Annotated in this window: 16 protein-coding genes and 1 pseudogene; 10 read left to right on the top strand and 7 right to left on the bottom strand. The window is 63.2% G+C overall.

The window, feature by feature from the left end; translation table 11 throughout:
- The first annotated feature begins 584 nt into the window (after window positions 1–584).
- From flhF to ABQZ09_RS17235, 6 genes are read left to right on the top strand one after another with little or no spacing between them, the layout of a single operon-like run.
- A complete protein-coding gene (flhF, locus tag ABQZ09_RS17260) occupies window positions 585–2,291 on the top strand; it encodes a flagellar biosynthesis GTPase FlhF (RefSeq protein WP_349777485.1) in 1,707 nt (568 codons plus the stop codon).
- Window positions 2,278–3,162: a MinD/ParA family protein gene (locus ABQZ09_RS17255; RefSeq protein ID WP_349777484.1), complete on the top strand. Its 885-nt coding sequence runs from the start codon at window positions 2,278–2,280 to the stop codon at window positions 3,160–3,162. Before flhF ends, ABQZ09_RS17255 begins: the two co-directional genes overlap by 14 nt.
- Window positions 3,159–3,926: an RNA polymerase sigma factor FliA gene (locus ABQZ09_RS17250; RefSeq protein WP_039414775.1), complete on the top strand. Its 768-nt coding sequence runs from the start codon at window positions 3,159–3,161 to the stop codon at window positions 3,924–3,926. Before ABQZ09_RS17255 ends, ABQZ09_RS17250 begins: the two co-directional genes overlap by 4 nt.
- 35 nt (window positions 3,927–3,961) lie before the next feature.
- The gene (cheY, locus tag ABQZ09_RS17245) at window positions 3,962–4,354 is read left to right on the top strand and encodes a chemotaxis response regulator CheY (protein WP_014507662.1); all 393 of its coding nucleotides are present in this window, start codon (window positions 3,962–3,964) and stop codon (window positions 4,352–4,354) included.
- Complete coding sequence (locus ABQZ09_RS17240; protein WP_184557551.1) at window positions 4,354–4,980, top strand: protein phosphatase CheZ; 627 nt, start codon at window positions 4,354–4,356, stop codon at window positions 4,978–4,980. The genes cheY and ABQZ09_RS17240 overlap by 1 nt, the downstream gene beginning before the upstream one ends.
- A 2-nt stretch (window positions 4,981–4,982) precedes the next feature.
- On the top strand, window positions 4,983–6,638 hold the full coding sequence (locus ABQZ09_RS17235; RefSeq protein ID WP_039414787.1) for a chemotaxis protein CheA: 1,656 nt from the start codon (window positions 4,983–4,985) through the stop codon (window positions 6,636–6,638).
- A 441-nt stretch (window positions 6,639–7,079) separates the two neighbouring features.
- Here ABQZ09_RS17235 and ABQZ09_RS17230 read toward each other — a convergent pair whose 3' ends face one another.
- From ABQZ09_RS17230 to ABQZ09_RS17200, 7 genes are all read right to left on the bottom strand, one after another.
- Window positions 7,080–8,549 carry an XVIPCD domain-containing protein gene (locus ABQZ09_RS17230; protein WP_349777483.1) on the bottom strand — a complete coding sequence of 490 codons (1,470 nt, stop codon included), beginning with the start codon at window positions 8,547–8,549 and terminating at the stop codon, window positions 7,080–7,082.
- A 14-nt stretch (window positions 8,550–8,563) separates the two neighbouring features.
- Window positions 8,564–9,193 (bottom strand): hypothetical protein, encoded by a 630-nt coding sequence (locus ABQZ09_RS17225; RefSeq protein ID WP_349777482.1) that lies wholly within the window; start codon window positions 9,191–9,193, stop codon window positions 8,564–8,566.
- 86 nt (window positions 9,194–9,279) lie between these two features.
- Window positions 9,280–9,972, bottom strand: a complete 693-nt coding sequence (locus ABQZ09_RS17220) for a hypothetical protein (protein ID WP_349777481.1) — start codon at window positions 9,970–9,972, stop codon at window positions 9,280–9,282.
- 86 nt (window positions 9,973–10,058) lie between these two features.
- The gene (locus tag ABQZ09_RS17215; RefSeq protein ID WP_349777480.1) at window positions 10,059–10,475 is read right to left on the bottom strand and encodes a SymE family type I addiction module toxin; all 417 of its coding nucleotides are present in this window, start codon (window positions 10,473–10,475) and stop codon (window positions 10,059–10,061) included.
- Window positions 10,476–11,209: 734 nt separating this feature from the next.
- On the bottom strand, window positions 11,210–13,417 hold the full coding sequence (locus ABQZ09_RS17210; protein ID WP_349777479.1) for a UvrD-helicase domain-containing protein: 2,208 nt from the start codon (window positions 13,415–13,417) through the stop codon (window positions 11,210–11,212).
- Window positions 13,414–14,256 carry a hypothetical protein gene (locus tag ABQZ09_RS17205; protein WP_349777478.1) on the bottom strand — a complete coding sequence of 281 codons (843 nt, stop codon included), beginning with the start codon at window positions 14,254–14,256 and terminating at the stop codon, window positions 13,414–13,416. Before ABQZ09_RS17205 ends, ABQZ09_RS17210 begins: the two co-directional genes overlap by 4 nt.
- 911 nt (window positions 14,257–15,167) lie before the next feature.
- Window positions 15,168–18,320 carry a TonB-dependent receptor gene (locus ABQZ09_RS17200; protein ID WP_349777477.1) on the bottom strand — a complete coding sequence of 1,051 codons (3,153 nt, stop codon included), beginning with the start codon at window positions 18,318–18,320 and terminating at the stop codon, window positions 15,168–15,170.
- A 798-nt stretch (window positions 18,321–19,118) separates the two neighbouring features.
- Here ABQZ09_RS17200 and ABQZ09_RS17195 point away from each other — a divergent pair.
- The 4 genes and pseudogenes from ABQZ09_RS17195 to ABQZ09_RS17180 form a co-directional block, all read left to right on the top strand.
- A complete protein-coding gene (locus ABQZ09_RS17195; RefSeq protein ID WP_039565224.1) occupies window positions 19,119–19,859 on the top strand; it encodes a flagellar motor protein in 741 nt (246 codons plus the stop codon).
- 6 nt (window positions 19,860–19,865) lie between these two features.
- Entirely contained in the window at window positions 19,866–20,840 is a 975-nt protein-coding gene (gene motD, locus ABQZ09_RS17190; protein ID WP_349777476.1) for a flagellar motor protein MotD, read from the top strand.
- Window position 20,841: 1 nt separating this feature from the next.
- Window positions 20,842–21,624 carry a ParA family protein gene (locus tag ABQZ09_RS17185; protein ID WP_003489696.1) on the top strand — a complete coding sequence of 261 codons (783 nt, stop codon included), beginning with the start codon at window positions 20,842–20,844 and terminating at the stop codon, window positions 21,622–21,624.
- Window positions 21,621–21,940: pseudogene (locus tag ABQZ09_RS17180) on the top strand (chemotaxis protein CheW); the annotation flags it as partial. The gene ABQZ09_RS17185 and the pseudogene ABQZ09_RS17180, both read left to right, overlap by 4 nt.

Below are 21,940 nucleotides of genomic sequence, written 5' to 3'. Positions count from 1 at the left end.
CCACCTTCTCCCGCCTGCGGGAGAAGGCAACGGGTTGCCAGCGCTGCAGCGGCGTTGCACCAACGCCTCCCTTCCCCGCCTGCCAACGCCTCCCTTCCCCCGCCTGCGGGGGAAGGTGCCCGAAGGGCGGATGGGGGCGGCACTCTGGCGATGTTCCCGCAGGCGTGACTCGCACGGCACCAACGCCCCTCATCCGGCGCTGCGCGCCACCTTCTCCCGCCTGCGGGAGAAGGCAACGGGTTGCCAGCGCTGCAGCGGCGTTGCACCACCCCCTCCCTTCCCCCGCCTGCCAACGCCTCCCTTCCCCCGTCTGCGGGGGAAGGTGCCCGAAGGGCGGATGGGGGCAACAGGGGCAGCCGCCGCACGCGCAACCCTCCTGATCGAGCGCCAGAAATCCAGCACTTCGGTTTTGGCACACCACATGCATTAGCTCTGGCGAGACCGCAGACAGCTCCACCGCTGCGGGGCGGATGGCAGGACTTGGAACACTCACGGGACATGCAACTCATGACGCTGGCAACACACCCACATTCATCGCGCACCCGTCCGGCGTCCGGCGGGTCCCGTTCCTGGAGGCACGTGGCATGAAGATCAAACGCTTTGTTGCCCCGGACATGCGCACCGCATTCCGCATGGTGCGTGACGAGCACGGCCCGGATGCGGTGATCCTGTCCAACCGCCGCACCGCCGAAGGCATCGAAATCGTCGCGGCCAGCAATTACGACGAAGAACTGGTGCAGCGCGCCCTGGAAACCGCCCGCGCCGAGACCCCGGCCAGCGCCACGCCCGCTCAGCAGGCTCCCGCCCAGCAGGCGCCCGTGCAGCAGGCTCCGGTGCAGCAAGCCCCGGCCCAGCCGGCGGCCCGCCCCGCCGCGCCGGTGCATGCTCCGCTGAAGCCGGCCGCCGAGGCCGGCATGAGCCACCGCCAGCGCGTTGCCAGCGCCGCCGAAGAGATGATCGCCGCCATGGCCCTGCGCCAGCCGGTCAGCGTGCCGCGTCAGGCCCCGGTGGCCGCCCCGATCCGCAGCGCCGCGCCGATGCCGGCCGTGCAGGAGCTGGCCGCCCCGGTGGCGCAGCGTCAGGACCACGCGCTGTCGGCGGTGCCGGAACAGCTGTTCGCCGACTTCCTGACCACCGCCCCGGTCCAGCGCCCGGCGCTGCAGACCGCTCCGACTCCGAGCCCGGCTCCGATCGCTGCCGCCGCCCCGGCCTACGTCGCACATGGCCAGGACGACGACGCCTTCGCCGATGAGGCCGACTTCGATCTGGACGACGCCCTGCCGCAGATCCTGCCGCCGGCTGCGCTGCCGCCGATCGTCGTCGCCCCGCCCGCCCCCGCTGCGCTGGCCGCGGTGCCGGTGGCTGCGGCGCCGGTCGCGCAGAACGACGAAGAACTCAAGCAGCTGCGCGGCGAACTGGCGCTGATGCGGCAGATGATCGAGCGCGAAATGAACCGCCTCACCGACGAGCGCCTGCGCGGCTCCCCGGTGCGTGCGCAGGCCCTGGAGCTGATGGACGACTACGGCTTCGACGCCGGTCTGACCCGCGACGTCGCCATGCAGATCCCGGCCGATACCGAATTGCACCGCGGCCGCGGCCTGATGCTGGGCCTGCTGTCCAAGCGCCTGCCGGTGGCCCCGGTCGACCCGCTGGAACGCGGCGGCGTGATCGCCCTGGTCGGCCCCACCGGCGCCGGCAAGACCACCACCATCGCCAAGCTGGCGCAGCGCTTCGCCGCCCAGCACGCCCCGCGCGACGTGGCCCTGGTCACCACCGACACCCTGCGCGTCGGCGGCCGCGAGCAGCTGCACAGCTACGGCCGCCAGCTCGGCATCGCGGTGCATGAGGCCGACAGCGCCGAAAGCCTGCTGGAGCTGCTGGACCGCCTGCGCGACTACAAGCTGGTGCTGATCGACACCGCCGGCATGGGCCAGCGCGACCGTGCCCTGGCCGCCCAGCTGAACTGGCTGCGCGCCGCCCAGCAGGTCACCTCGCTGCTGGTGCTGCCCGCCAACTCCCATTTCGCCGACCTCGACGAGGTCGTGCGCCGCTTCGCCCACGCCAAGCCCCAAGGCGTGGTGCTGACCAAACTCGACGAGACCGGCCGCTTCGGCAGCGCCTTGTCGGTGGTGGTCGACCACCAAATGCCCATCACCTGGGTGACTGACGGACAGCGGGTCCCCGACGACCTGCACCGCGCCAATGCCGCCAGTCTCGTTCTTCGTCTTGAAGATTTGCGGCGCGCTGCCGATAAGCCCTGTACTCCGGAGCACAACCATGCAGTCGCGTGAATACGCCAAGCTGACCAACGCCTTCCCCCTGTCGGCGACCCGTCCCGAGCCCCTGGGCCCGGTGCGCACCATCGCCGTGACCGGTGGCAAGGGCGGCGTGGGCAAAACCAACATCTCCGCCAACCTGGCCGTGGCGCTTGCCGACATGGGCAAGCGCACCCTGCTGCTGGATGCCGACCTGGGCCTGGCCAACCTGGATGTGGTTCTGGGCCTGGCGCCCAAGTACACCCTGGCCGACCTGATCGCCGGTCGTTGCACGCTCGATGAAGTGATCATCGAAGGCCCCGGCGGCGTGCTGGTGGTGCCGGCCGCGTCCGGTCGCCGCCACATGGCCGAACTGGCCCCGGCCCAGCACATCGGCCTGGTCAACGTGTTCTCCGAACTGGAGCGCGACCTGGACGTGATGGTCATCGACACCGCCGCCGGCATCACCGACAGCGTGCTGACCTTCTGCCAGGCCGCCCAGGACACCGTGGTGGTGGTCTGCGACGAGCCGGCCTCGATCACCGACGCCTACGCGCTGATCAAGGTGCTCTCGCGCGAACGCGGCGTGGACCGCCTGCAGATCATCGCCAACATGGTGCGCGACCCCAACGAAGGCCGCCTGCTGTACGACAAGCTCTCCCGCGTCTGCGAGAAGTTCCTCGGCGATGTCTCGCTGAACTATCTCGGCCATGTGCCGCAGGACGACTGGTTGCGCCTGTCGGTGCAGCGCCAGCAACCGGTCATCAAGGCCTATCCGTCCAGTCCGTCGGCGCAGGCCATTGCAGAAATCGCTCGCCGTATCTCGCGCTGGCAGGCCCCCACCGTGCCGCGCGGCAACGTCGAGTTCTTTGTCGAACGCATCATCCAACGGGGAGTGGCCGCATGAGCACCGCTACCGCCACCACGGCCAGCGCGCAGTACCGCGCCGTGCAGCGCAACAACGCCAACGACGTGGTGACCCAGCACGCCGACCTGGTCCGCCGCATCGCCCACCATCTGGCCGCGCGCCTGCCGGCCAGCGTGGAAGTGGACGACCTGATCCAGGCCGGCATGATCGGCCTGATCGAAGCCTCGCGCAGCTACGACTCCGACCAGGGCGCCTCGTTCGAAACCTATGCCTCGATCCGCATCCGCGGCTCGATGATCGACGAGATCCGCCGTGGCGACTGGGTGCCGCGTTCGGTGCACCGCCGCGCCCGCGATGCCGCTGCTGCCGTGCGCAAGATTGAGCAGAACACCGGCCGCGCCGCCGCCGCCACCGAAGTGGCCGCCGCGATGGAAATGCCGCTGCCCGACTACCTGCGCCTGATGGAAGACGCCGCACGTGGCCAGGTGCTGAGCCTGGAATCGCGCATCGAAGATCATGGCGAGCTGGACACCACCGCCAAGGGTGGTCCCAACCCGCAGCAGATGATGGAGCGTGGCGAATTCGGCCGCGAGCTGGGCAAGGCCATCGGCCAGTTGCCCGAGCGCGAGCAGCTGGTGCTGTCGCTGTACTACGAACAGGAATTGAACCTGAAGGAAATCGGCGCCGTGCTGGGCGTCAGCGAATCGCGCGTGTGCCAGATCCATGGCCAGGCGGTGGTGCGTTTGCGTGGCCGCCTCAAGGTCTTCGAACTGGCCGATGCCGGCGTCGAAGTCGACGACTGAATTTTTCGCGTAATTTTTCGTGTTAGGAGCTTGATGTGAACAAGAACATGCGGATCCTGATCGTGGACGACTTCTCGACGATGCGACGCATCGTCAAGAATCTGTTGGCGGATCTCGGCTTCACCAATACCGCAGAGGCCGAAGACGGCAACAGCGCGCTGGCCGCGTTGCGCGCGGGCCCGTTCGACTTCGTGGTGACGGACTGGAACATGCCCGGCATGACCGGCATCGACCTGCTGCGCAACATCCGCGCCGACGCCAAGCTCAAGCACCTGCCGGTGATGATGGTGACCGCCGAAGCCAAGCGCGAGCAGATCATCGAAGCGGCCCAGTGCGGCGTCAACGGCTACATCATCAAGCCGTTTACCGCGCAGACGCTGGAAGAAAAGCTGGGCAAGGTGTTCGAACGTCTGGCGGCGACCGCCTGATGAACGCCACCGTGGAAACCGATGCCGAACGTGCCGCGTTGATCGAGCGCCTGCAAGGCGCGCTTGACGCACTGGAAAGCGGTGATGAAGTGGCGTGGAAGCGCGAGGTCGACCACCTCGCCGCCCTGCGCACGCGCCCGATGATGCAGAGCCTGAGCCGGCTCGCCCGCGAACTTGGCCAGGCGCTGGGCGAACTGCCCACCGTGCCCGAAGAAGCCGGCGAACTGGACGATGCCTGCTCGCGCCTGGACCACGTGGTGGAGATGACCGAAAAGGCCAGCCACCGCACATTGGATCTGGTCGAGGAATGCCGCGAGCTGGCCAACCAGCTGCGCAGCGGCGGGCTCAATCAGGACCAGGGCGCCCTGCTGGAAAAAATGCGCCACAACCTGACCGAACTCTCGCTGGCGCAAAGCTACCAGGACCTCAGCGGCCAGATCATCCGGCGCGTGGCCGGCATCGTGCGGCGTGTGCATGAAGGTTTCGGTGCGCTCGGCTTGCCGCCGAAGAATCCCGAGCCGAAGAAAGACGACGGCGGTCTTGCCGGTCCTGCGATCAAGGGCCTGGACCGTCACGCCGTGTCGCAGGACGACGCCGACGATTTGCTGTCCGGATTGGGGTTGTAACCATGAGTGCTGTTCCAGACGATATTGCTGCCGATTTCATCGTCGAGGCCCAGGAAATCCTGGATCGCCTCGGCGAACAGCTGGTGTCGCTGGAACAGGCGCCAGACGAAGCCGACCAGCTCAACGCGGTGTTCCGCGGCTTCCACACGCTCAAGGGCGGCGCCGGCTTCCTGGCGATCAAGCCCATGGTGGAGCTGTGCCACGCCGCTGAAGAAACCCTGGGCATGGCGCGCTCGGGCCAGGCGGTGCTGCAGGCGCATCACTTCGACGCCGCGCAGCAATCGCTGGACTATCTGCAGGCCATGCTGGATGCGATGGGCTCGGGTGAACCCGTGCCGCACGCACCGGCTACGCTGATTGCGCAGTTCGATGCCAAGAGCGGCCCGCCGGCGGTCAAGGCCGCGCCCAAGGCCGCCGCTGCTGCGCCAGTGCACGACGACGGCCATGCTGCGCCGGCGCCGGGCGCCAAGGCCGCACCGAAAGGTGCCGCCAAAGGCGGTGCCGAAGCCGAACAGACCGTGCGCGTGGACACCAAGCGCCTGGATGCCATCGTCAATCTGATCGGCGAGCTGGTGCTCTCGCGCAACCGTCTGAAGACACTGCGCACCCGTCTGCGCGACGAAGAACTCGACCGCGCCGTCAGCACGCTCGACATCGCCACCGCGCGCCTGCAGACCGCAGTGATGCGTACCCGCATGCAGCCGGTGAGCAAGGTGTTTTCGCGCTTCCCCAAGGTGGCCCGCGACGTCGCGCGCACCCTGTCCAAGGAGGTGGAGCTGGAATTGATCGGCGCCGAAACCGAGCTCGATCGTAATCTGGTCGAAGCCCTGGCCGATCCCTTGGTGCACCTGGTGCGCAATGCGATCGACCATGGCATCGAATCGCCGGCCCTGCGCGAAGCCACCGGCAAGCCGCGCAGCGGCCATGTGCGCCTGTCGGCGCAGCAGGAAGGCGACTATGTCAGCATTGAAATCCAGGACGACGGCGCCGGAATCGACCCGGAGCGGCTGCGCGAGATCGCGCGCGGCAAGGGCCTGATTGACGCGGAAGCGGCGGCACGTCTGAGCACCGACGAGTGCCTGCATCTGATCTTCATGCCGGGCTTCTCGACCAAGGCCGAGGTCACCGATATCTCCGGCCGCGGCGTAGGCATGGACGTGGTGCAATCGCGTATCCGCGAACTCAGCGGGCAGATCCAGATCCAGTCCGAACTGGGCCGCGGCAGCCGCTTCATGATCCGCGTGCCGCTGACCCTGGCGATCCTGCCGACCCTGCTGGTGCAGGCCGGCGAAGCGGTCTATGCGTTGCCGCTGGCACGCGTGGTCGAAGTGCTGCACGCACCGCAGACCTCGCTGGGCTGGTTCGACGGCCGCGCCGTGCTCGACCGCCGCTCGCATACCCTGCCCCTGATCGACCTGCGCCGCTGGCTGGGCGTGCCTGCCGAACAACCGCCGCTGTTGACCGTGGTGCTGCTGCAGGCCGGCGAAACCCGCTTCGGCCTGGTGGTGGACCAGGTCCGCGGCCGCGAGGAAGTGGTGATCAAGCCCCTGCCCCGCGCATTACGCGGCCTGCCCGGCTACGCCGGCGCCACCCTGATCGGCGACGGCCGCATGGCGCTGATCCTGGATGTGGATGGATTGCGTTCCAGCGATCATTGAGGTTCGGGATTGGGGATTCGGGATTCGGGATTCGGGATTCGGCAAGACGATCCTGGTTGCCTGATCTAACGACAACGGCCGCGTACTGCGGCCGTTGTCGTTTCACTACCAGCATCGCTGCCGATCTATGCCGCCATGCGCGCAGGCATGGACGCGATGGTTTAGCGACGGCTAGGCTGCCGTGGAATTGAAGCTGGAACCGTCATTTGCGGGTTCCCCCTTTTTCCCGCGAGCGTTCCTCCTTCCCCCGCTTGCGGGGGAAGGTGCCCGGAGGGCGGATGGGGGCAGCGGTCTCGCGTTGTCCCTAGATGCAGCGCACGACCTCAACCGCGCGGGAGAAAGCGATGGATTGCCAGCGCTGCAGCAGTCCGGCCAACGCCTCTCCCATATTGCCCTATTTGGGAACCGTTATTTGGCCCCCGTTATCTCGTTGCGAAACACTCAGCGCGTCATCGACGGACCAGCCTGGCTGACGGCTTGCTGGGGCTGCTCCAGCGCCTGCTGCTGTTCGCGCGCCTGGGCCTGAGTCTGGTTGATTGCCTGCAAGCGATCGAACGACTGGGTCTCTGGTGTCTGCACGGCGTCCATGGTCGACATATGAGCACGCTGGTGAGCCGGATCGTTGAGGGCGCCCTGAACGATGAAGACCTTCTCGCCGCCCGCCAGCTGAGCCGTTGGGTTGTTGAGCACCACATGATCCACCCGCGACAACCCTTCCTCTTTTGCCAGCCCAAGCAAGCTGGCCGTCATGCGCTGGCTCGATGCATCCCACTGCCTGCCATGCTGGGCATCGAGCTTTTGCACCCCATCCCTAATTTGCTGGTAAAGCGAGTGATCTGCATGGCCGGGGTCTGACGGAAGAAGCTGAGCTGATGAACCTGGCAGCTGCGGATCGCGCTCCCGGAGCTCCTGTTCCAACTCGCGTGCCGTGATGGGCGAGACGTGCAGGTGCGTATTCTTGCTGTGCTGGAACAGGCCGGGCGTCGGCGGCTGCGTGCTGCTGTCGAGGTAAGGCATGGGGCGGGTATTGCTGCCCAGATCGATGCCGTTTCGCTCCAGTACTTCTTCCTTCAATCCCAAGCGCTGCATGTCCAGGATCATCGGCTGTTCCGGGTCTCCTGGCTTGGGCTTGTTGTAGTGGCGCTCGTAGATGGCAGCTGTGCCGACCACCCACGGACCGTAATGGTTGACGTAGTCAGACTGGCCCGCATGACCGATACGGGTGTCCTTGACCGATTTGTCGAAGTAATTCACTCCCATTGCCTCGACATTACTCGCCGTGGGCGACAACGTCAGGTCGCTATTGAATGTCAGGTTTGCCTTGGACGTATAGACGCTTGGATAACCGCTTCGCGTGACGAAATCTCTGGCCCGACCATCTGCAAACAGGTACACATCTTCAAGCGTAGGATTAGGATTACGACTCTTGACCGCGCTCACGATAGCGTTCCATCCGGCTATTTGGGCCGTTGCTTCGTCCGCACGGTTACTGGCCAGCACCTTCTCGCCAGCAGCAGTGTAATCGTGCGTGCTACGGGCAATTTTTATTGCCTCTGTTTTGAACTGTTCCCGCGCAAGCGCAGCAGTGGGGCTGTAAAGGCTATGCTGAATTTCATGTCCCATGACGAAGGTCAAATCGCCTGCTGCTGCATGCTTGCCGTTGGCATCATTCACCAGCGCTGCAAGCGGCAGATGAATTTTCTGATCGCGTGGATCATAGGTGCCTCCCGCATGCGGATCGTTTAACGGCGCGAAGCCTTTCAGCACCTTTTTTTGCACCGCCTCGTTGATCTGGCGGGTCAACTCGGGCGAATCGTTCAGCACCCGGTTGAAGTTATCCAGATGCTCACGTGTGACACCTGGTTGCTGACCAAATGACGCCACCACTGCACTTGCTTCTTGACTCAACATGTCCGCTCCTTGGACTAGCGAATTTGAACCCATTCGACGCACTGATGAGTGGTGCGCTGCAAAGGTTCGTCAGCCTCGCCACGTGGGAAGAGCTCCACGCGCATCCCTGGGCGTTGAAAAACATCGCTCATCCATCGTCCATCCTCGACAAGATTGCGCTGTCGCGAAAAACCCATTTTCTCAAGGTGCGCCGCAAATGCCTCGAAGTCGATCTGGCAGATATCCGACATAGAGGGAGAGGCTTCTGGCGGGTTAGGCAGGAACAGGAACTCGAACCAAGCACCCTTTACTTCGGTTTTGTTGACACCAAACCCGTAGTTCCAGTCTCGGGTCAGCACTCCGCTGGCACCGAACCGCCCGGAACCATCATCGCGATGCTGTACCGACTGGCCCATTGCTTGAGACACATGGTCGGCAGTGAACGATTCAATGCTGGCACTTGTGCGAATCAGCTCCAGTACCCGCTCCAATGCTTCCTGCGCGGTACGTGGTCCACCTTTGGAAGGATCTGCAGGTACGTGATCGGCTGAGGAACTCATGGCAGATGTCTCCGTGACGGTTGCCGGGGCTGGGGTGGCCGCTGTGTGGGCGCATGCGCCCAGAGCGAGGGTGGCGAGCAAGGCGTAGAGGGGCCGCGCGATCATGAAGCGTCCGTTGTGCGCTGGTGTGGCTGCGACGCTAGTGGCATCCGGCACCGAGGTCAATCGGAGGGCTTCTGGCTGCCGCAGCCTCATCGCCGCACGCCGCGCACCTTGGCCGGCATCTCCACCGGCGGCAACGCCTCCATTCGTATGTAGATCCATTCGACGCAGTGGTGCTCCACCCGCTCCTGCGGTGCATCGGCCTCGCCTCGTGGAAACACCTCCACGCGCATGCCTGGGCGGCTGAAGAAGTCACTCATCCATCGCCCGTCTTCCACCATGTTGCGTTGACGTACAAACCCGATGTTTTCCAGCTTCTTGGTAAACGTATCGAAATCGATCCCGCAGATCTCCGTCATGGACGGGGAAGCACCCGCTTGCGCTGGAATAAAAGTGAACTCGAACCAACGCCCCGCAGTAGGCGTCTGGTCCATTCCAAAGCTGTAGCCCCACTCACTGGTAAGCGGAGCACTGGCGCCATAACGCTTGGGATCAGCTGCCGCACGCGTCACCGGGACCCCCATTTTGGATTGCAGGTAGTCGGGGGTCAGATCGTCCAGTCCGTCAATTGCTTGAATCAACGCAAGCATGCGGGTGAGCGCATCCTCTGCCGTTCGTATCGGCCCGCTGGGTTCACTGCCAGTGGGAGTGACTGCGGATTCGGATGAGGAACGCATGGCAGATGTCTCCGTGACGGGTGCCGGAGCTGCGCCGCCCGCCGCGTGGGCGCAAGCTCCCAGAGTCAGGGTGGCGAGCAAGGCGTAGAGGGGGCGCGCGATCATGAAGCGTCCGTTGTGCGCTGGTGTGGCGGGGACGCTAGTGGCATCCGGCACCGAGGTCAATCGCAAGGGGTCTGGCAGCCGCAGCATCATCGCCGCACGCTGCGCGCCTTGGCCGGCACCTCCACCGGCGGCAACACCTCCATCATCAGCTGCCCCGCGCTGGCGGTGATGCGTAGCTTGGTGCCAATGGCAAAGCCCAGTTGTTCCAGCCATAGTCCACTGAGGCGGACGTGGGGCACGTGCTGGTCGCCGGCGTGGTCGTGGGCACCGGGGTAATGGGTGTAGCTGACGGTGCATTGGCGCGGGCGGCGGGCGCGGCGGGGTGCGCGTAGCGTGCCGGGGCCTTGCGGGGAGGCGTCCGGGTCGGGCGGCAGCATCGGTGGCAGCTTGGTGCGGTCGGGCTCCACAACAACCCACTGCACCCGCTTGGGCGGCGCAGCGCGCGTACGCGTGCGGGTGGGCCGTGTACTGGCAGATACCGTGGGTGGGCGGCGGCGTGTCATGGCGCCTCCGGGTGGTGGCGGGTGACGGGTGCGGCGACGCACTGCTGCAACCCCACAGCACTGCGTGCGAACCGGCGGCTGGAGGTGTGCGGCAACACAGCGAGCTGGCGACTCAGCGGATGCGCGGGATGCTCGCTCGCCTGCTCAACAGCCGCGCGTGCGACAAGCCGGCGCAGTACCTCGCCCACATCCCAACGCAGGCGGTGAGCGGAAGCTGGCAACAGATCAACCGGCACAGATGCCGGCATGGATAGTGCGGTAGACATGGCAACGCCCTCCTGGAACAACCCAAGAACCGCCGCCAACGGCGACGGGATGTCGGGAGGTTCGAAACCGCACGTAGCCGGCGGGCGTATTCCCCTTGCGGGTGTTGTATTAGCCGCCCTCCCGACGCAGGCATTGCGTCGGCTTGTCCCTGCAGGATGCAGGCACAAAAAACCCACCGGTTTGACGGAGGTGGGTACCGCTACGTGAGGAGTTTCGACGCTCCTTAGGCCTAGATTGCAAGTACGCGGTCTGGCGTGTCAATACACGCTGGCGGGTATCGCGCGGCTGTGCGCCGCTGGCGCAGTTCCATACGGGCCAAGCAAGCCAAACGCCGTCGCCTGAATAAGTGCACCTGACCTACCTGACCCCATTACGTTGCGATCCAGAGTTGAAGCCGCCACCAGCCATGTGGCGCTAGAGTTTGGACTCGCAGAAAGAAGTAAACCTGGAACCTTTATGCCCCTCAGCTATGCTTCTTGACATATGCCGAGCTCTATTGCTTTTTCTATCAAATTCGGCACTCCGCCTGCGTCTGAGACTGAGTATAAGTTGAGCTTAGTCATTGCACGACTACCGCCAAGATAAAGAGTCGCCAATCCACGCCTCTTATCCATAGCCCCAGCTCCTTCCTCGGCGAATAGGACAAGCCTACTGACGTCGAGCAAATAGACTTCATCAAACTGGAGCCCAGCGACAAACTCCGGCATTGACAATACAAACCGAACACCCTTACTCGGTATCGTTCCTATGTCCTCTCTAGCAGCAACCGGAACAAAAAGATCCCGGTAGGCACCTGCCTTCAAGTAAGTCTGGAAGGTGTCATAATCGCAACAAAGAACTGCAACCGACCGCCCGCTCTTGCGCTTCTTAGCACTTCTAGACGCCAAGGTGAACACCGCCTCGTATTGATCCTTGATCGTCTTAACCAACGTCAGAGTTGGCTTGTCACCTGGAGGCATCGCACTTCGCTGCTGATAATGCGGCCAATCCTCAGCCAGTTCTGCAGCAGGCGCAAAACTATCAATGTGAGTCATAAGATCATTGATTTGAGGCGTATAGCGGAAGACCTCATCAAACTTAAAACTCTTCATATCAGGAAGATCTCGCTGCCATTGCTGCAACCCCTGCCCGATACGCCGCACATCCTGCTTCACGTCTTCGGCCATCACAATGATGGGACTGGCGCTTGCATCTCTAACCAGAGAGCTGATTAACATCCGCTCCAATCGATTCATCAAATGAAGCTCATCAACAAAAATGGCGTCAAAGCCATCTTCAGAGCGCGTCATCTCCCAAGAATTGGAATCCAAAAACCGGTCAAAATCGGCTATTAGCTGATCCACAGTCATCGCATCAACGGAGCGCATCTGCGCACGGAAGTCGCCGTACAGATCAAGGATGACCCGCCTTTCGTCCTCGGTCGACAGCCTCATACGCCACACGTCACGGTGCGATTTTGAGATGTATTCGTCTCTTTTCGATCTCGACCTCGCGAAACCGCCTGGCTCAAGGACGCAGGCAAATTCAAGTAAGACCTCAACAATGAAGGGCGCGGTCACTTCACTTTCCTCTGTAATGCTCTCAAGACTTCGCGCAAAGCCTTCAGTCACACCCCCTCGTCTTGTTGCCCAATCCTTGGCTCTGTACGCGACAACTACCGACCGGAGCATTTCGGCCTGCATATTGCGGCCCTCAACGCCATCCAATGAAAGCGGCTCCAAACCTCGCAACTCGGCTCCAAGGGTACGGTACGCTCTTGAGTAGAGAGTACCAATGTAGAGAGGCCCGTCATCCCCCATCACGCGAGCGTATTCCTCGTCGCTAAGCATTCCACGAATCATGGAACGCGCCAAATCGACGGTCGCCTGACTGTGAGTTATAAAGGCATATCGCTGCGGCTTCTCCGTAAACTGCGAGCCAAGAAGATGGCGTAGTAGCTTTACTACAAGCGCAACAGTCTTGCCGCTACCTGCAGGGCCGCGAACTCGCAGGCTCCGAGTCAACTCCTGATCAACAAAGTTGCGCTGTGAAGTCGTCAGACGAGAGTCATACCACGCCTGGAGCGATGCACCGAAACCGAGCACCCTGTTCGACTCTTCAAGCTCGAAGCAGTCAGTTTCATTAGGTTGCCAAGTGCGATCTACAAGAGATTGGCAATCATACAATCTCCTATTAATTTCGTTGCGATCAACCGGATCGGGAAACTTTGTTTTAAATTCAACAGCAGGAGATACAACACCCGTACATATTGCACCAACCTGACCAACAACCAGCCTATCGATTAGAAGCCTTGAACTATCACCAGAAACGCGGGACGCGGACTGAATAGTGATTTTGCTATCGTAATTAAAGGGCTTCCAGAGAGCGGGCACAGGCATCTTCGAGTCAGCCGTTGACTGGAAGACCCTCAGCACTCTATTGAATGCATCTCGACGCCTTTCCTTCTTCACCCCGGCAAGAGCTCCCCCTTCTCCGAACTCAATTACGAAGAATATCCCAGACTGGAGACTAGCGAGATCCTGCCTTGTTACAACAATCACATCCCCAGCATCGCTCCTCCACTGGGGCAAAGAGACCTCGTTTGTGGCAGGAGCTTCAAGCCACTCATCGCCCGGCGGGCCATAAGAGCGAAAATATTCACAAGCCAATGCAGAGATGAAAATGTAATTATTCATGAAATCTCCCCAACAAGAATCCTTACAACCGCGTCCTGCTCAGCCTTAAATGAATCGGTAACGCCTATTCGAGAGAAGTACGACATCAGCTTCTGCAGCAATGACTGCGTGAGCATAGGCCTACACACACCGATAGGAACATAAGAGTCGGGACTATCAATTAAATCCATCTTCGATCGACATATGTCGCGCCGCGAAGCCACAGTCAGAGTTCTAAACGGAACGACAAACCCACTTTCGGGAACCCCGGGGATGTCAGGAATAATGTAGATATCAGTTCTACCGCCCTGCATCCTATTCGAAAGAATTTTCTTTATCTGCAGAGAGACTTTACTAAGTCGCCGGGCAACCTGACCATCCTCAGAACTGAGCTTTATGAGTTCAGGAGCAACAATCTCCCCACTATCCAATACACGAGTCAACGTCTCTATCGGTGCCACGAGACATTTCATAAATGTCACGTCCGGCTTGTGTATTCCTTTAATGTCAGCGCGCCAACGCTCCTCGCCACCGCCAACAAGCCACTCTTTAAGCGGCTCAGTGGAGGCCTTGCCAATCGGGCTATTCATTGCCGTCGCGATCCCTCGAACCTCCGCAAGAAGAGTATCGATTATCTCGCCAGCACAGTCGGGTATGGCAAACCTTCCTATGTAGTCTTTAGCGGGCAATACACTAAGACAGAAAAGGTCATCACGCCCCTTCGATTGCAGCAAATCACAATCCGCACTAACGATCAGCTTTATCCCAAATTTACTGGAATTTACCAGAGTCCCTTGCCACACATTAAGCTCAGCACCTGCATGCGCATCAACGCCAAACCGCAACGAACGATTTTCCATTTCAGCCCCTTACTCCTGAAGGTGGAATATACATTACTCATCGAGAATTGCGCCAATACCTGACAGTTCGAGCACGCCTCCGCCGCCAATGGCATTGCATAACTCAGAATGTGCACTCGGCAAGCATCATCACGGAAGTGCCACTGCTCCACACCCCACGCAGTACTGATGCAGTTACTCATGGCACCACAGATGGCCGGACGCCCTTTTGGAACAACGACTTAGCCAACCCCAACTGGCAACCAGGGTGCCGATAAGTGTCTTGTAAGCCAGGGAGCCGTCACTTTGAGCCGATTTGGCCCCGTGAAGCCCCAGGGAAAGCAAGGTAGGGCTCACGCCTGCTCTCAAGGCGGACAGCGGCTTGCGGTGTGCGCATCCCGGAACCGAACCTACGTGTAGTACCTCTCATTGACGTTGCGGTTGCAGGCGAGACACTTTCGATATGCACCAAAACGCCCAGGACGCTCCCGTCCCAGCAAGCCACCGCATTCGCAAACCAAAGCACTGCGCCCTTGATCCCGGCGCCAAAGCCTTAGAGTAGCGACAAGTGCAAGGGTGACCGATACCGCGATAGCCAACGCCGGGAGCCATCGCACCATCGCATACACCCCTGCAAGCACCGGACTCTCCCGGAGCATTCCCAACGGCAGCATCAGCAGCAACCCGAGCGCCAAAGCCCCAAGTGCGGGCGCATACATCCTTACCATCATCCACGTCCAACGATCCATGGAGCCGTACCGGTGACTGTTATATGCATCCTTGAGGATACCGGTCGCAGGGGATGAGACTTGAAGGGCAGGTAATCCCCCGCTTTGAGCGTTCGCCAAAAGTCAGATAACGGTTCCAGGTTCACTTCTTTACCATCGCGCCCATACCGCCACGCGGCAGGCATGGGCGCGACATGCTGAGACCTAGAACTTGTAGGTCAGCCCCAGGTACGCCAGCCGGCCTGCGTAGCCGCCGGTGTAGAAGCGCGCGCGGGTGTCCTCGCCCAGGTGCGAGCGGGACTCCTGCTTGGTCAGGTTCAGCACCGAGGCGGTGAGGCTGAGCGCCGGGGTGATGTTGTAGGCCGCGTTGACATCGATCTGGTAGTACGGCTCTTCAAAGACGTTCAGGCCGTTGACCAGGCCCTGCACCAACTCGCCGCGACGGTTGTACGAGGCGCGCAGCAGCAGACTGTCGGTCTCGTAGAACACGGTGAGGTTGGTCTGGTTCCTGGCGCTGCCCGGCATGGCGGTCTCGCCGGCCTCGGTGCCGTCCTCCAGCCGCACCGCCGCCTTGCTGGCATCGTTGTAGGTGTAGTTGAACTGCACACCAAGGCCGGACGACAGCGTGTGCTGCGCGTACAGCTCCACACCCTGCGACACCGCGTCCTGGCCGCCGGCCTGGGTGCTGTAGTTCTGCACGGTGACCGGTTGCCCGTCGACCATCATGTTGACGTCGCTGATCACGTCGACCGCGAAGTTCTCCACGTTCTTGCGGAACAGCCCCACACCGGCCACCGAACCCGGGAGGAAATACCATTCCAGCCCCAGGTCGAACTGGTTGGCCTTGTACGGCTCCAGGTTCTTGTTGCTGCCCGAGCCGTACCAGCCCTGCTCGCTGGCACCGCCGGTCAGACGCCGGTCGGCCACGTACTCGGGGCTGTAAAACTCCAGGCTGCCGGGCGCGGCGATGTCGTTGTAGCTGGGGCGTGCGATCACTTTCGACGCTGCCGCGCGCAGCAACAGGTCTTCGGTCAGGTCGTAGGCCAGGTTGAAACTCGGCAGCACGTCGGTGTAGTTGCGGTCCAGCCCGCTGACCACGAACGACTCGGTGCGTTGCACGCTGTCGGCCAAACGCCAGTAGCCTTCGGTGCCGCAATAGGTGTCGGCCGGCGCGCCGCCGGGGGCGGCGGCGCCCTGCTGGCAGGCCAGCGGATTGCCGTCGGCGCCGTCGAAGAAGTAGTCGTTGTAGGCGCTCACCTTGTCGGTGGACTCGGCACGCTGGCCGGTGCGCGCCACCCGCACGCCGACGTTGCCGCGCAACCGCTCGGTGTGGAAGTTGAGCTGCAGATAGCTGGAATAGATCTCTTCGTCGACGTTGTAGACGAAGTTGTCTTCGCTGCGGGTCTGCATCGCGCCGTAGGTTTGGTTCAAGTAGCCGATGTAGCCCGGGAAGTTGATCGCCGGGAACGCGCTGGCGTTGATTCCACCGGCCAGGTTGTCCTGCGCGAACAGCAGGCCCGGCGAGAACTGCGTGGCAATGGCATTGCAGCGCCCGTTCCAGTAGCGGTTGTCGTAGTCGCCCGGGTCGGTGCCCGGGCACACCCAGTAGTTGTTGCCGGTACTGCGGTGGATGCCGCCGTCGCGCCGTTTGATGCCGAACTGCAGCGAGTCGAAGACCTCGCCGTCGAAATGCCAGGTGGTATCGATCTGCGCGTACTGCTGCTGATTGGTGTTGCGGGTCCAGGACGAGCCGGTCGAGCCCAGGTCGACCTGCAGGATGCCGTCGCGCAGGTTTTGCATCAGCTCCGGCGAGAACGTCATGGATGGTGTGCCGGTCAGGTCCCAGGCGCTGGCGAAGTTGCCGTTGGTCCAGCTGCCGTCGGCGTTTTGCAGGCGCGGCTTGATCGGCAGGGAAAACTGCAGCTCCGGCCCGCCCTTGGCCCAGGTGCGGCCGGCCTTGAACGCCACGTCCACCTGCTCGCCACGCCATTCGCCGCCCAGGTCCACCGTCTGCGACTGCGATTTTTCGATGTTGTAGCTGCCGGTGATCTGCGGCGTGGGCACCGTGCAGTCGTCCGAGCCCCAGCCGCCCGGCGGCAGGCCGGCCGCGGCGGCCTGCGCCTCGCTGCAGTAGTAGGTCTTGCCCGGACGCAGGCTGTAGGCGGCGCCCGTAACGATCGTGCCGCTGGGATCGAACTGCAGCCGGTCGAGCAGACGGCCGCCGCGCCAGTTGCCGTCGCCGTTATAACGGGCGATGTTCCATTCGGGAATCTTGATGGTATTGGTCTGCGAGTCCTGCGACAGGTCGAAGCGGAAGTAGTTCGCGGTCAGCGTCAGGTCGTCGGTCGGCTTGAACTGCAAGGTCAGTTGCCCACCCTTGCGCTCGCGCTCCTCGCGTTTGGCGCCCAGGCTCACTGCCGTCGGCATCATGAAACCGGTGGCGTAGTCGCCGTCCTGGTTCCAGAAACCGGTCCCACCCCACCAGTTGGCGTTGAAGTCCGACGGATTGCCGTTCACGTCGACCGCCGGGCCGCCTTCGTCGCGCCCGTACCACTGCCAGCTCTCGGTACTGGCATCGAGCGTCCGTGCGGTGCGCTTCTGCTGCGTGTAGCCAACGAAGACACCAAAGCGGTTGTCCTTGTCGTGCCACGAATACGAACCGGAGAACTGCCCGTCGGTGTTCTTGCTGGTATCGGACCAGGTGCCCTCGGCGGAAACGAAGCCGGAGTTTGGCTCCAGTTCCAGCGGGCGCCGCGTCTGCAGGATCACCGTGCCACCGATGCCGCCTTCGTCGATGCGCGCTTCCGGGGTCTTGTACAACTCCGCGCTGCCCAGCAGGTTGGACGGCAGCAGCGTGTAGTTGAACGAGCGCGTCGGGTCGCCGTTGGACTCGGCGGTGGCAATGTAGTTGCCATTCAATTCGGTCAGCACCAGCTCCGAGGACAGGCCGCGCACGCTGACGTTCTTGCCCTCGCCGCCGTCGCGGCTGATGACCACGCCGGGCACGCGCTGCAGCGCATCGGCCACGTTCTTGTCGGGGAACTTGCCCACGTCCTCGGCGGTGATCACATCGACCACGGCGTTGGCGTTGCGCTTCTGCTCCAGGCTTTTTTCGATTGCGTAGCGGTAGCCGGTCACCGTCACCGCGTCCAGGTCCGTGGCCTGTAACGCGGCCTGGCCCGTGGGCGCCGGCGTACCGTCGGCCTGCTGGGCAGCAGCGGTAGAGGCGGCGCTCGCGAACAAGGCGATGGCGATACCGGCGGACAGCGTGCTGCGGTGGCGTGCGAATGGCATGCAGTTCATGTCGATCATGCTCTCCCAAAGGTGATCGGCTTCGGCGGATTTCTGTCGACCCAACGATCGGACAAGAACGCCGCGCAAAGTGACACTGAAATAACCGGCGCCGTTGCAGCGACCCGGCCCCCTCCTCTTGCGTCCGCTATCGTGCAGACGCAATTAGATCGTTCTAATGCAATGGGAAACTAAGTATCACAGCCCATGCAGCTACGCATTCTGCCGCGCAGCAGGCCCGCGGCGGCGTGGGGCATCCACGATGTGCGAAAGGCTTGCCACGCTTGAGCGGCGCACGGTACAGCCTGCCTGCAGCAACGCGATCACGGACAGCAAAACGCCTCGCCTGCAACCAGACGCAAGCGGTTTATCGAAGCGACTGCACTCTTCCCTTCATTCGCAACCGAGCTCAACGCGAGACACGGCCGACATGCGTGTTGGTGCACGCCAGAACACCGCCCACCACGCCGCTTGGCTGCCATCGCCATCCCAGGGATGTGCCGTGATGGCGAGTCATGAAGCATGTTGGGGAGCCGAAGAGACGTCTGTCGGCCGCGCTCGCACTTCTCATCGAAGCCGGCGACCGAAAGCTGCGCCTGGACGTACCCTCACCCCAACCCCTCTCCCGCAGGAGACGGGCTCAACCCCGCGCAGGCGGTGCGTTTGCTCTGCTCTGCTAAAGCAGGGCTAACGCGGGGTATCACTGAGTTCGTTGAGCCCTTTCCGACCGGGGAACCGATCCCCGGCCGTGCACACCGCCCGCGAAGCCGGCAATTGCAGACCCATACCCCGGAACGACAACTTTCTGGCGCCCCAACCAGGCACGCCTATCAAGTCCGCCGCGCTTGGGCCGATACCCCATGCATGGACAGATTGAGCATCATCGGACTGGTGCTGGCGATCGTGGCGATCGTCGGCGGCAGCGTATTGAAGGGCGCCGGCATTTCGTCGCTGTGGTCGCCGGCTGCCTTCGTGATCGTGATCGTTGGCACCGTGGCGGCAATCCTGCTGCACACCTCGCCGGCAGTTTTCCGGCGCGCGTTCAAGATTCTGCGCTGGGTGGTGCAGCCGCCGGCCAGCGACCGGCCGCAGCTTGTCGCGCGGATCGTGGAATGGAGCAACATCGCGCGTCGCCAGGGCCTGCTGGGCCTGGAAGACCAGCTGCCGCGCCAGAGCGACGCCTTCCTGCGCAAGGGGCTGCAGATGCTGGTGGATGGCGTGGAGCCCGAAGCCATGCGGCACATGCTCGAAATCGAAGTGGACAATCAGGAGCGTCAGGATCTTGCCGCGGCCAAGGTGTTCGAGGGCATGGGCATCTACGCCCCTACCCTGGGCATCATCGGCGCGGTGCTCGGGCTGATGGCGGTGATGAAGAACCTGGCCGACCCGGCCATGCTCGGCCACGGCATCGCCGCGGCCTTCACTGCCACCATCTACGGCATCGCCTCGGCCAACCTGCTGTTCCTGCCGGTGGCGGCCAAGCTCAAGAGCGTGATCCATTGCAGCACCAACGAACGCGAAATGGCGATCGAAGGGCTGATTGCGATCGCCCAGGGCGAGAACCCGCGCAACATCGAGTCGAAATTGGCAGGCTACTTGCATTAGCGCATTATGGCCCGTCGTCGCAAACACCACGAAGAACATGGCAACCACGAAGCGTGGGCGATTCCGTATGCCGATCTGATGACGCTGTTGCTGGCGTTTTTCGTGGTGATGTACGCCATCTCCTCGCTCAACGAAGGCAAATACAAGGTCATGGCGCAGGCACTGACCAGCGCCTTCGGTGGCTCGTCCAAGAATGCCAGCCCGGTCCAGCTGGGCAAGACCCAGACCCTGGGCGCCGATTACGACCGCCCCTCGGTGATCAAGGCCGGCGCGCCGATGGCCGCCTCCAGCGGACCGACCGACCCCACCCTGCTGCCGTCGATGGCCGCGCAGATGCGCATGCCGGTGTCGCTGCGCAACCAGGCGCAGCTGGCGCGCGCGCAGCGGCAGATGGACGCGGTGGCCCAGCAGCTGAGCAAGACGCTGGCACCGCTGATCGAGCAGAAACTCATCACCATCCGCCGCAACGACCTGTGGATCGAGGTGGAGATCAACAGCGACATCCTGTTCGGCACCGGCTCGGCCTCGCTGGCCGGCAGCGCCCGCGGCACCCTGTCGGCGCTGGCTGCGGTGCTGCGCGATGCGCCCAATGGCGTGCGCGTGGAGGGGTATACCGACAACCAGCCGATCGCCACCGCACAGTTCCCCTCCAACTGGGAGCTGTCGGCCGCGCGCGCCGCCAGCGTGGTGCACCTGTTTGCCGACGACGGCGTCGCCCCGCAACGATTGGCGATGGTGGGCTATGGAGAATTCCGCGCACGTGCCGATAACAGCACTGAGGCGGGACGGAATGCGAACCGGCGTGTGGTGTTGATCATCCTCGCTGACTCGGCTGGCTCACTCGCACCCGATCCGCCATCGCAGATGCATGCGACCGCCGCCGGGGCGCCCAAGCTTCCCAAGTCTGACGGCGGCCAAACGGCCGTCACCACCGAAAGCGGCACAAGTTCCGTCCCCGCCGTAATTCAAGGAGTGCAGTGAGATGCGTATCTGGGCAATCGCCAACCAAAAGGGCGGCGTCGGCAAGACCACCACGACGCTGGCATTGGGTCGCGGCCTGGCCGCGCTCGGCCACCGGGTATTGTTGATCGACCTCGATCCGCACTCCTCGCTCACCCGCGCGTTCGGCGTGGCGATCGACCCGCCGCCGCGCGGAGTGCTGGACCTGTTCGGCACCCCGCCCAGCGATCTGGCCAGCCTGGCGCACGAAAGCAGCATCCCCGGTCTGTCGTATGTCTGTGCCCAGGCCGCACTGGCCACCCTGGAACGCCGCAGCGCCAACCAGCCCGGCCTGGGCCTGGCATTGCAGAACGCCATGACCCGCCATGCCGGCCAGCACGATTACATCCTGCTCGACTGCCCGCCCACGCTCGGGCTGTTGATGATCAACGCCCTGGCCGCCTGCGACCGCGTGGTGGTGCCAACCCAGGCCGAGCCGCTCGCGCTGCATGGCCTGGCCAGCATGGTGCGCACGGCCGACATGGTGCAGCGTTCGCGCCGCCGCGAGTTGCCGGTGTCGATCCTGCCAACCCTGTTCGACCGCCGCACCCGCGCCGGCACCGAGACGCTCAAGGAAATGCAGGCCACCTACGGCCCGGTCGTCTGGGAAGACGCGGTGCCGGTGGACACCCGAATCTGCAATGCCGCCGCCCTGACCGTGCCCGCCGTTGGCGGCGACTATCAGGGCCGCGGCCTGTCCGCCTATCGCCGCGCGCTGGAATGGGTGCTGGCCGATGACGCGATGCGTATGGAGCAAGCCGCATGAGCAACCACACCGCCAACGGTGAGCTGGACGACTATCTGGAAGGCCTGCTGCACGATGCCGGCGTGGAAGCGCCCGCCGCCGTGGCAGTGGCCGGTGCGGCCGAGCCGCCGGTGATGCTGGCCGCGAGCGACGAAGACACCGTGGCCCTGGCCGACGCACCGGTGGCCATCACCGCCACCCCGGAGGTGATCGCCGCCGACCTGCTGGCCGACATGCATTCGGATCCGGCCTTCGGTGCGCCCGTGGTTGCCGCGCCCAGCGCCGCCGACATCGCCGCCGATTTCCTGGCCGAGATGGACGCCGACCCGGCCTTCGG

Source organism: Xanthomonas sp. WHRI 6106 (genome assembly GCF_040202405.1).
Taxonomy (GTDB): Bacteria; Pseudomonadota; Gammaproteobacteria; order Xanthomonadales; family Xanthomonadaceae; genus Xanthomonas; species Xanthomonas cannabis.
Note: the sequence above shows the minus strand (reverse complement) of the source record. Positions and strands in the feature narration are given on the sequence as shown.